This window comes from Halobacillus sp. BBL2006 (assembly GCF_000786645.1).
Taxonomy (GTDB): Bacteria; Bacillota; Bacilli; order Bacillales; family Halobacillaceae; genus Halobacillus.
Map to the genome: position 1 here is coordinate 1 of NZ_JRNX01000224.1, position 10,384 is coordinate 10,384.

General features: G+C 40.1%; 8 protein-coding genes. 5 read left to right on the forward strand and 3 right to left on the reverse strand.

Features of this window, described 5'->3' with window-relative positions:
- Positions 1 to 148: 148 nt before the first annotated feature.
- Entirely contained in the window at positions 149 to 1,765 is a 1,617-nt protein-coding gene (locus LD39_RS07625) for a M20/M25/M40 family metallo-hydrolase (RefSeq protein WP_035544770.1), read from the reverse strand.
- A gap of 81 nt (positions 1,766 to 1,846) precedes the next feature.
- Between LD39_RS07625 and LD39_RS07630 the strand changes: the two genes are divergently transcribed.
- The 5 genes from LD39_RS07630 to LD39_RS07650 all read left to right on the forward strand — a co-directional run bounded on the left by LD39_RS07630 (position 1,847) and on the right by LD39_RS07650 (position 7,197).
- Positions 1,847 to 2,581 (forward strand): glycerophosphodiester phosphodiesterase, encoded by a 735-nt coding sequence (locus tag LD39_RS07630; protein WP_035544773.1) that lies wholly within the window; start codon positions 1,847 to 1,849, stop codon positions 2,579 to 2,581.
- Positions 2,582 to 2,602: 21 nt separating this feature from the next.
- Positions 2,603 to 3,763, forward strand: a complete 1,161-nt coding sequence (locus LD39_RS07635; protein WP_035544775.1) for a glycosyltransferase family 2 protein — start codon at positions 2,603 to 2,605, stop codon at positions 3,761 to 3,763.
- The gene (gene namA, locus LD39_RS07640; RefSeq protein WP_035544778.1) at positions 3,760 to 4,776 is read left to right on the forward strand and encodes an NADPH dehydrogenase NamA; all 1,017 of its coding nucleotides are present in this window, start codon (positions 3,760 to 3,762) and stop codon (positions 4,774 to 4,776) included. Before LD39_RS07635 ends, namA begins: the two co-directional genes overlap by 4 nt.
- A gap of 119 nt (positions 4,777 to 4,895) precedes the next feature.
- Positions 4,896 to 5,822 (forward strand): ribonuclease Z, encoded by a 927-nt coding sequence (gene rnz, locus LD39_RS07645; protein WP_035544780.1) that lies wholly within the window; start codon positions 4,896 to 4,898, stop codon positions 5,820 to 5,822.
- 13 nt (positions 5,823 to 5,835) lie between these two features.
- Positions 5,836 to 7,197, forward strand: coding sequence for an aldehyde dehydrogenase (locus tag LD39_RS07650; RefSeq protein WP_231572531.1), 1,362 nt, complete (start codon positions 5,836 to 5,838; stop codon positions 7,195 to 7,197).
- A 42-nt stretch (positions 7,198 to 7,239) separates the two neighbouring features.
- Here the strand turns inward: LD39_RS07650 and LD39_RS07655 are convergent, their stop codons facing one another.
- Positions 7,240 to 9,492 (reverse strand): ABC transporter permease, encoded by a 2,253-nt coding sequence (locus LD39_RS07655; RefSeq protein ID WP_035544782.1) that lies wholly within the window; start codon positions 9,490 to 9,492, stop codon positions 7,240 to 7,242.
- Positions 9,489 to 10,190 carry an ABC transporter ATP-binding protein gene (locus LD39_RS07660; protein ID WP_035544784.1) on the reverse strand — a complete coding sequence of 234 codons (702 nt, stop codon included), beginning with the start codon at positions 10,188 to 10,190 and terminating at the stop codon, positions 9,489 to 9,491. Before LD39_RS07660 ends, LD39_RS07655 begins: the two co-directional genes overlap by 4 nt.
- Positions 10,191 to 10,384 lie beyond the last annotated feature (194 nt).

Below are 10,384 nucleotides of genomic sequence, written 5' to 3' on the forward strand. Positions count from 1 at the left end.
CGACCGAGGAGGCTTGCCAGTTCCCCCGCAGGAAAGCGAGTTGTTTACCAGTCACCCCTCATTCCTTTTCGGCAACGGACCCAAGTTCTCTCGAAATCAAGTCTTAAACAATCCTGCACGATTGTTGAAAAACTTTTAGTATTTACCCCTACATTTTAAAGAAATGATGAATCGTTTTAGTTAGGATCTTCGGAAGCTGATCGAATGAATAATTCAATTCCAATCTCTCCGTCCATTGATGAGGATCTCGTCCTACTGGCCCGATGTTAATAATTGGCATAGCCAGAGTCTCCATCACTTTCGTCGGCAGTTCGAATCCATTCCCCTGCAAAGGCATCTGCTTCAGTAAGTCATCGATTGGAGATTTTGCTGAGACAGGACCTATAAAACTAAGATCTGATAACCCTGGGAAATACTCCACTTCTTCCAAGTCCACCTTATAATTTTCCTTCGCGAATTCCATTGCAACTTTGGCAACTTCTTGGATCATCGGATCATGGTGGGAGGAGACCGCTGGATAAAATGGCGGACTGTAAAACAAAACGATCATCGGACTGATATCTTTACATAGACTAGCTAAACTTTGTACGAGTGTCGTAGAGAAGTCCCGGTCCCCTTGGTCACGCTGATTGATCAAACGATTCTGGCGTCTTGCCACTTCCTGCTCTCCGTAGCGTTTTACTGCTTCTTTATATAATTGTTCGTACGTAAAAATCCTTATATCAGGTGAATAAGTCGATGTTTGAGTCCCTTTGAGATAAAACGATGCCTGGTGGTGATAATGGTTAATGATTTTCGCTCGTGCTCGCTGTGCAGCGTTCAATAGTTTTTCATTTAATTCTTCAATCGTCTGCTTCATATACAATACGTTATACATAGCTACAGCTGCTTGAGGAGTCTGTACGGAATACTCAAATTTCAAATCACGCTGCATTAGGCTGCTTGGCGGCGGTGTTCGCTCATCGTTCACCTGTTCGATAAAGGCTTCATTCAGTTCCATCTCTTGAGCAAGGTAACTGACCATTAAATTCGCATTTAAACCAGAGAAAGGCTCTCCTGCATGCGTTTCTTTCCCATAACATAAGAATCCAGGAAGTGTCTTTCCGATGGAACCCGTATATAGATAATAATCAGGGTCGCCTGGATATTTACTGAACATTGGTTCAGCGTTGAAAGCCGCTTTGTACGTAAGATCATGCTTTTCCTTTATTTCAGCAATAGCTGGAAGAGCTGCAAGCATGCCTTCAGAGTTCACCTCTTCATCTGGTACAGCCACAAGAAGCAAGTTACCCTCAAACTCTCCTTCCATCGCTTTTTCTAATAGAGAAAGGTGAACAGTAAGACCTGCTTTCATATCCATGGTCCCTCTACCGAAAAGCCAATTCCCTGTTAAAAGATCCTTAGCTGCTCCTCTTGGCAGATCATCAATATTTTTGTGTAACTCCTGAGTCAATTCTCTTGGGTAGAAAGCTAAATTTTCATACGACCCGTAATCTTCAACACCAACGACATCAGCGTGAGCAATCAGCACGATTGTATCCTTATTCGGATCATTTTTCACTAAAGCAGTTAACAGCTGGCGCCCATCGTCAAGGGGATAAAGATTCAGGTGTTCAGGTAGTTTTTGATAATAATTGCAATCTTCTAAAATATAATATAAGTATTCCATGATTGCGATTTCCGCATTACTGCCGGTGATGCTTGGATATTCAACGAGAGAACATAGCAGATCTGTTAACTGCTCCTTTGTTTGCCATTGACCCATGTTTCACACTCCTTATTGACTTTTTCTGTATTATCTAACACAATCAAATTCAAGTCCAACCGGATTAAGAGGTGATTTTCATTGGCAAAAACATTAATTTATGCCCACAGAGGCGCAAGTAAACTTGCACCTGAAAATACAATGACCGCTTTCGAACTAGCAGCGGCGGCTGGCGCAGATGGTATCGAAACTGATGTTCAACTAACTAAAGACCACATCCCAGTCCTCATTCATGATGAAAACTTAAGACGAACTACGAATGGTACAGGATTTGTACAAGACAATACATATGCCGAACTCCGTCTTCTAGATGCCGGCAGTTGGTTCAATCCCAAATTTTCTGATTCATCTATTGTATCACTGGACGAGTTTCTTGACTGGTTTAAAGATCAGCCAATGTTTCTCAATGCAGAACTTAAAACAAACGTCATTGAGTACAAAAACATAGAATCGATCGTGTACAATTCTTTGAAACGAGCAGGAGTGATTGACCGCACAGTAATTTCAAGTTTTAATGCCGATAGCATCACCCGTATGAAAAACATCAATCCTTCCATTCAAACGGCTTTCCTTACTTCTACGAAAATGAGAAACCTCGCTGGATATGCAAAGTCGCTTGAAGCAGATGCGCTCCATGTTAAACATCGTCTACTTGATAAAAGACTGGCTAAAAAGTGCTCCAAAAACAAATTAGACTTACGTATTTATACGGTCAACCGTCCATCCATGATGAAAAAATGCTTTAAGCTTGGTATAGAAGGCTTAATCACAGATGTCCCTCATCAAGCTTTAGAATATAGAGCCTTATCACAATAACGAAGCAAAGGATAATTGTTCATGTTTTGGTTGTTTCTTTTTTTAACTATATTCTGGATCGTTGTTTTAATTGATTTTATAATAGGTTTCCGTCAAATTGTTTCTATAGAAGATTATGCTCCAAAACCTTCACACGAACTTGTATCGATTATTATAGCCGCAAAAGATGAGGAAATTTCTATTCAGCAGACGATCGAGTCTTTGATTGCACAACAAGACGTGCGACTGGAAATCATCGCCGTTAATGATCGGTCTCAAGACAGGACTGGTTTGATTCTTAATCAATTGGCAGAAAAACATTCACAAGTTAGAACGATTACGATAGAAAGGTTACCTGAAGGATGGCTTGGGAAAAATCATGCCCTTGAACAAGGTGTAAGGATTTCTTCAGGCCACTACCTTTTATTTACCGATGCAGATATCCACTTTTCCAACACCTCCCTCTCTAAAGCCATCCACTATCTCGAATTAGAAGAAGCAGATCACCTAACGGCTGCTCCGAACCTAATAGCTCGTTCGGTTCCCTTAAAAGGGCTGATCTCCTTTTTTCTTTTTGGATTCGGGTATCTTAAAAGGCCATGGACAGCAAATCAAATTCAACCAAGAGGTGGTATGGGCATTGGAGCCTTTCAATTGGTGACCAGGAAGTGTTATGAAGGTATAGGCGGACATGAAAGTATACGCTTTCGACCTGATGATGATCTTGCCCTAGGTATGAAAATCAAGAAAAAAGGATATAAACAGCGACTTGCCACTGCACTGCATAGCCTATCTGTAGAATGGTATCCTAGTTTCCATTCGGCTCTTAAAGGCTTTGAAAAAAATGCATTTGCTGGATTGAACTACTCAGTTTTATTGGGCTTTACTGCCATAATTGGAGTTATTGTTTCCCAAATCCTCCCTTTTATATTTCTGTTCAGTTCAGATGCTGGAGTTCAAATTATTAGCGCAGTGAATATCGTTCTGTTATTTTATTTATATGCCTTAACCACGAAACACCTGACCACTTACTCAAGATGGATCATTTTTGGCTTACCCATTTTCGCTTTATTATTTGTATATATGCTAGGAAGAGCGTTGATCCTCACTTGGATTCGTGGTGGGATTGTTTGGCGAGGCAGCCGATACTCACTGAAAGAGCTAAAGCAGAACTTCAAAGATTCTGAGGAGGATAACCATTGAAACATAAACTGTTCTCACCCTATACGATTAAAAATATTACATTGAAAAACCGAATTGTCATGTCACCAATGTGCATGTACTCTTCTTACAAGCAAGACGGACATATACAACCCTTCCATATTACTCATTATGAAAGTCGGGCAGCTGGACAAGTCGGGCTCGTGATGACAGAAGCCACTTCGGTACTTCCTGAAGGCCGAATATCTCACGAAGATCTTGGAATTTGGGATGATGCACAAGTGGAGGGACTTGCTAAAATTACAGAGGCTGTTCATCGTCATGATGCAAAAACTGCTATTCAGCTTGCTCATGCGGGTCGTAAAGCTAACTTACGTGATGAGATTTTCGCTCCTAGTCCACTTCCTTTTAATGACTCATTAAAGGTTCCGACAGAAATGTTGAAAGAAGATATTGACCGAACGGTAGTGGCCTTTAGAGATGCCGCTGTAAGAAGCAAACAAGCTGGTTTTGATATTATTGAACTTCATGCGGCACACGGATACTTAATCAACCAGTTTCTTTCCCCGTTAACCAACAAACGAAAGGATGAATATGGAGGCACTCGAGAAAATCGCTATCGTTTCTTGAGAGAAACAATCGAAGCTGTAAAAACCGAATGGGACGGTCCTTTGCTTGTACGTATTTCCGGAGCCGAGTACGACGATTCAGGGAACTCGATGGACGATTTCGTCTTCTTTGCAGAGGAAATGAAAGCTCAGGGAGTAGATTTGATTGATGTCAGCTCAGGTGGGATTGTCCCGGCCCCGATTGAGCCTTACCCAGGGTATCAAGTCAAATATGCCGAGAAGATAAAAGAGAAAGCGAACATACACACTGGAGCTGTAGGACTCATTACGAGCGGAAACCAGGCTGAAGAAATTCTTCAAAATGACCGGGCGGATTTAATCTTTCTTGCTCGTGCTCTACTGAAAAACCCTTACTGGCCTAAACAAGCAGCCGATGAACTAGGTTATGAACTAGAAGGACCTCGCCAGTACACAAGAGCCTGGTAATCGTAAATCACATTTCAATATGAAGGATTGAAACTGCCGCTTTGTCGGCAGTTTTTTTTATTATCAAGTGCCTCAGAAACAATCTGATGGTATGATGGGAATATTAGGAGGGTGTTCTTATGGAACTATTTTTTTTAGGCACAGGATCTGGTGTCCCTTCCAAAGAGCGAAATGTTTCCTCTCTCGTTCTTCGCATGTTGGAAGAACGGGGAACTACATGGGTGTTCGATTGTGGTGAAGGGACACAACATCAAATATTAAAAACATCAATCAGACCAAGAAGAATTGAAGTGATTTTTATCACCCACTTACATGGGGATCATATTTATGGTCTTCCCGGATTATTGAGCAGTCGCTCCTTCCAAGGGGGAGAGACGCCAGTGACAGTTTATGGTCCACGGGGGTTAAAAGAATATATAGACATAAGCTTACGATTAAGCGGCACTCACTTACGCTACCCTCTCTATGTAGAAGAAGTGGAAGAAGGACTACTTTTTGAAGATGATCAGTTCATTGTTGAAGCTATTGCATTAAGACACGGTCTAGAGAGCTATGGATATATCCTGAAGGAAAAAGATAAAATCGGTGAGCTGCAACCCGAAAAATTGAAAGCGCTTGGAATAAATCCAGGTCCCGTTTATCAAAAAATCAAAAGTCAACCTCAAACTCAGCTTTCTGATGGACGAGTCATCCATCGTGATGAAGTCATTGGCCCACCTAAAAAAGGACGTAAAATCGCAATTCTAGGAGATACGCGTTACATACCTGAGTTGAAGAAGCCTCTGCAAGGAGCTGATATTCTCGTGCATGAAGCTACATTTGGAGGCAATGAAACACAAATGGCTCATGACTATTATCACTCTACTATTAAACAAGCAGCTACACTGGCAAAAGACGCAGGTGTGAAAGAACTGCTACTTACTCACATCTCTTCCAGGTATCAAGGTGAAGCTATAAAGCAATTAGAAGCAGAAGCACAGGAAGTATTTAAAAACACGACGATTGCCTATGATTTTTTCCAATATCAAATACAGCGTAACAGCTGAGGAGGTAATATCAGTGCATTCCATTGTTCAACAGCAAAAAGAATGGTTTAACGAAGGTCATACAAAAAGCTATGCTTTCAGGAAAGAACAGCTACAGCGAATGAAGAAAATGCTCAATACGTTTGAAAAGCCTATTATTAATGCACTAAAATTCGATCTTAATAAATCTGAATTCGAGTCTTACGCAGCTGAAATCGCCTTTCTCAAAACAGAAATTGACCATCATCTGAAGCATTTGAAACAATGGATGGCTCCCAAAAAGGTAAAGACTCCCCTTACTCACACCGGCTCTAAGAACTACGTTTATAAAGAACCTTATGGTACTGTTTTAATTATCGCCCCTTGGAACTATCCGGTTCAGCTAGCTCTTGCCCCTGTGATCGGTGCCATTGCTGCAGGCAATACGGTGATTATCAAACCATCTGAACTCACACCAACGGTTTCCTGGGTCCTGAAGAAAATGATTGACCAGTATTTTTCTCCTCAATTCATTACAGTTGTTGAAGGGGATAAAGAAGTTACTCAAGAGTTATTGGACCAGCCGCTTGATTATATATTCTTCACAGGAAGTGTACCTGTTGGCAAAATTATCATGGAAAAAGCAAGCAAACAGCTTATACCTGTTACACTGGAATTAGGTGGCAAGAGTCCAGTGATCGTTCATAAAGATGCGAACATCGATTTAGCAGCCAAGCGGATTGTTTGGGGTAAATTTACAAACGCAGGCCAGACATGCATTGCTCCTGATTATATGTTCGTACACCATGAAGTAAAAGCATCGTTAATTAAGGAAATGAAAAAATACATTCATCAATTTTATGGTGAGAAACCCCTGGAGAATGAGGAATACGTAAAGATTGTAAACCAACAGCATTTTGATCGGGTTTCTTCTTACCTTGATTCCGGAACCGTAGTCGCAGGAGGAGGGTTGGATGAGAAAAAACAAAGAATCGAACCGACCATCCTTGATCAAGTTACGTGGGAAGACCCTGTGATGAAAGATGAAATTTTCGGTCCTATTCTTCCTGTCTTAACGTATGAGAACTTATATGAAGTCATAGATCAAGTCAACCAACGACCTAAACCTCTTGCTCTATACTACTTCGGAGACAATGGAGAAGATCAAAAGCTTATTACGGAATCCATTTCCTATGGAGGAGGTTGTATCAATGATACCCTCTACCATATCATCAACCCTCATTTACCTTTTGGCGGCGTAGGGGAAAGCGGAATAGGAAGCTACCACGGAGAGTCGAGTTTTTATACGTTCACTCATGAAAAAGGCATCACAAAGCAAACAACCAGATTTGATCAGAACTTTCGTTACCCGGGTTCTGCGTTGGGTTTAGCAATTATAAAGAAAATCATTGGATAAGAAAATCCCTGTCACGAAGAATTTTCCGTGGCAGGGATTTTTTTAATCCTGTTGTTTTTTTAGAGCTTCTTGCAACGATACTTGCTTTAATTTACGTTTTGATAAATGAAGAGAAATCCAATAGGTCAGTACAATTACCCCAAATCCTGTAATCACCATCCACCATGTGATCTCTGCAGGTAATAAAAAGCCTGTCTGTTCTACCAGGCTGTTCATAGTCTGTTGAAGAGCCTGAACACTAAGCGGGATGGATAGAAAATAGGAAATCAATACAATTGGCGTATAGACACTTAATACCAACTTAGATACTTCTTTGTCATGATACCCCATCACTTTGAACAATGAAATAGATGGGGAATTTTCTTCTACAATCAGATTCGTCAGTAATGTCAGTACGATTACCCCGATAATCACAGCAAACACTGACATACCGATGACTGAATAACGAGTAGCGCCTGAAGTCGACTCAAAACTATCTATCACTTTTTGTTTATCTTCTACCATAAATACATTATCATTTGACGCAGGTTTATCATCTTGCCAGACTGCTGTATAAGACCCTTTTGGAAAACCTAGAAATTCGTTTACTTTCTCAAGTGGAAGATATAAGCTATTCCCTATGAAGATATCGGCAATGCCTTTGACCTTAACTTCCAATTCACTATCATTCAGTGAATTGCCCACAACTAAACGGTCTCCTGTCTCAACGTTTAAAACAGCTGCTAAAGGTTGAGAAATTACCGCCCCTTCTGTTAAATTACGATTCAAACGTTCTCCGTCATTCAGAAGTTGAAGATGATTCGTTTGAGGTTTTATGCCAAACATATTCACCTTCGCTTCTTCTTGATCTAATGAAACCATCACTTCGCTCATCGTAAACGGGCTTACTCCTTGCTTAGAGCGATCTGTTTGCAGTGTATTAAAGTAAACAGCATAATCGTAAGTTTGGATATCTTGATAAGTCGATTCTACCAAACGATCCATGGAATTGAATGTAATTAACCCAAACATTAAAAGGACAGTCGAAAACATGACACCAAGGAAAATATAGAGGCTCCTCACTTTGCTACGGACCATCAAACGAAGTCGGAACCTTTGAATGAATCCTCCTTTATTTATGATCTGAAGTTTTTCCATCAAAGATTTCTTTCCGCTTGACATTTCTTTTGGACGCAATAACGTTAAAGGATCTGTGTTCAAAGTCCGTGAGATAACAAAGACAGTTAAAATGATTGTAAGTAATAATGGTATAACAAACCCGATCACTAACACCCAGGGATTGAAATCAAAAAACGAAATTTGAGGCAAATTGAAGTAATTGGCATAGATGTTGGAAAGAGGGATCGATAATGCTCCTCCAGCTGCAAGACCGAGTATGGTTCCTGTCAAACCAACAAACCACGCATACCCTAAATAATGGCGAATAAGCTCTCTTTTACGATATCCAAGTGCCATCAAAGTACCGATTTCTTTTCTTTGCATATCCAGCCTTCGTTTCATGAGCATGAGGACCATTGCGACAGACAAGACAAGAATAAATAGAGGAAGCGTTGTAATCATTGTTTTTGCACCTTCTATTTCGCTTTCCACGAATTGTATTCGAGCATTGTCTTGTCGACTTACAAATTGAAGTAGTGATGCCTCTTCGCTTATTTCAGCTCTAAATCCATCGGGTACATCTCCTGCTTCATTTAAACCAAGCACCTCAAATTGTTCTGAACCTTCTATTTCATCAAGGGTTTCTTTAGTCGTCATACCCACACCAAATTGCTCGGCATTACTCAGAATGTCCGTTTGACGTTCAACCATGTAAATATAATCGGGGAGATATACAAACCCTGTAATCTTGATCGCTACTCCATTAAGCTTGATTTCATCCCCTACCTCATAACCATTTTCCTCAGCAAAAACCTTTGTTAAAACGACTTCGCCTCTTTTCTCAGGCATAGTACCTGTAGATATATAAGCAAGATTCACTTTCTCAGTAGGCTCGAATAATCGAAGTGTTGTATCTTGATCAATATCAATATCCTGATGTCTACGCTCTTCAAGTGTCGTTGAATACTTTATTTCCCACGCATTTAATTGTTCCCTAGACAGTGGTTCTCCTGTTACGAAGTGAAACGATTCCTGGTTGTACTCCTCTGTAAATTGATCATTTCGACCTTCTAATGTACTAATTGCCATAGATAAAGAAATATACAACATGACAGCTAACATTAGAAGAACGATGACTCCTGAGTATTGGAATTTCTTTTCTTTCACTGTTCTTGTAATTGATTTTCTTAGAATCATGCCCAAGTCACCCTTTCAGGATCGACTGGGAATTCATTGTCATAACTTTCCACAATCTCCCCGCTGCTCATTTTAATGACTGTATGAGCCATCTCACCGATACCTTGGTTATGAGTAATGATTAACACAGTTGTTCCGTACGTCTCATTGACGAATTTTAACAGCTGCAAAATTTTCTTTCCTGTATCCTCATCGAGAGCTCCCGTAGGCTCGTCACATAAAAGAAATTGAGGATTCTTTATGAGTGCACGTGCAATGGCTACTCTCTGCTGCTCTCCTCCACTGAGCTGATAGGGAAACTTATCTTTTTTTTCATACATCCCTACCTTCTCCAGGATATCTTTCATTTCTAGTGGATTGTCGCTCAACACTTGTCCTACCTCTACATTTTCTTCTACGGTCAAAGTCGGAATAAGATTATATTGTTGAAAAATAAAGCCAGCGTATTTCCGTCTAAATTCTGTCAATGAATGATCTTTTAACGTTGCCAACGCTTGATTCTCAACATGAATGGCCCCTGAGTCAAAGCGGTCAATGCCACCGATAAAGTTAAGTAAAGTCGATTTACCTGAACCGGATGGTCCGAGAATGGTAACAATTTTGTGATCAGGAATCTCTAATGATGCATTTCTAAGAGCATGAATAGTTACCTCTCCACTTTCATATGTTTTGTTTACATTATTAACGATGATAGTCATTATCGATCATCTCCATTGAAAGTTTTGAAATAATATATATAATATATTTCATATCTAGTGTACAACAACGCAACATATTCCTCAATTACTTTTTGAAATATTTTAATTGGTTTAGTTCATTTTTTATGTCCTTCAAGCCCGAAAAATTGTTTGTCTCTGTTTTATCTGTTTTTTAATTTTTCTTATTAAATCTT

What these genes read in the sequence shown, in the direction of transcription:
- LD39_RS07625 (WP_035544770.1), bottom strand. Translation starts at nt 1,765, where the DNA reads ATGGGTCAATGGCAAACAAAGGAGCAGTTAACAGATCTGCTATGTTCT.
- LD39_RS07635 (WP_035544775.1), top strand. Translation starts at nt 2,603, where the DNA reads ATGTTTTGGTTGTTTCTTTTTTTAACTATATTCTGGATCGTTGTTTTA.
- rnz (WP_035544780.1), top strand. Translation starts at nt 4,896, where the DNA reads ATGGAACTATTTTTTTTAGGCACAGGATCTGGTGTCCCTTCCAAAGAG.
- LD39_RS07655 (WP_035544782.1), bottom strand. Translation starts at nt 9,492, where the DNA reads ATGATTCTAAGAAAATCAATTACAAGAACAGTGAAAGAAAAGAAATTC.
- LD39_RS07660 (WP_035544784.1), bottom strand. Translation starts at nt 10,190, where the DNA reads ATGACTATCATCGTTAATAATGTAAACAAAACATATGAAAGTGGAGAG.